Annotated in this window: 2 protein-coding genes; one reads left to right on the forward strand and one right to left on the reverse strand. The window is 56.3% G+C overall.

The window, feature by feature from the left end; genetic code table 11:
• Window positions 1–182 (forward strand): carboxymuconolactone decarboxylase family protein (locus tag RZO55_RS21625; RefSeq protein WP_318066341.1); only part of this gene is annotated, 182 nt, incomplete at its 5' end.
• Window positions 183–258: 76 nt separating this feature from the next.
• Here the strand turns inward: RZO55_RS21625 and RZO55_RS21630 are convergent.
• A partial coding sequence (locus RZO55_RS21630) for a putative PEP-binding protein (RefSeq protein ID WP_318066342.1) occupies window positions 259–497 on the reverse strand: 239 nt, incomplete at its 5' end.

Below are 497 nucleotides of genomic sequence, written 5' to 3' on the forward strand. Positions count from 1 at the left end.
GGGTCGCCTTCGAACTGGCGGAGCATGTAACCCTCATTTCCGAAAAAGGCGTCAGCGATCAGTTGTATGAACGGGTCAGGGAACACTACGACGAAAAGGCGTATGTGGATCTGATCTTGATTATCAACCAGATCAATATGTGGAACCGATTGTCGATTTCCATGGGCAATGCGGTAAAATAATCGCTTTAAAAAGGAATCGAAACGGCTGGCTTTTCCGGCCGTTTCGATTCGCGCTCACCGGGCGGCATCGTTCCCTTTATTTCCCGCGGACTTCCTCCATCCGGGGCGAACGAAGGGCGATCTGGGCCGCCGCCAGGCGAGCCGGGGGAATGCGGAAGGGAGAACAGCTAACATAATCAAGGCCCACCTCATGACAGAATGCGATGGACCGCGCATCGCCGCCGTGTTCACCGCATATTCCCGTCTTCAACTCCGGTTTGACGCGCCGCCCCGATTCCACCCCCATCCGCACCAAGGCCCCCACACCTTCCGTGT

Origin of the sequence: Clostridium boliviensis (assembly GCF_033342255.1) — a bacterium.
Lineage (GTDB): Bacteria > Bacillota > Clostridia > Lachnospirales > Lachnospiraceae > Lacrimispora > Lacrimispora boliviensis.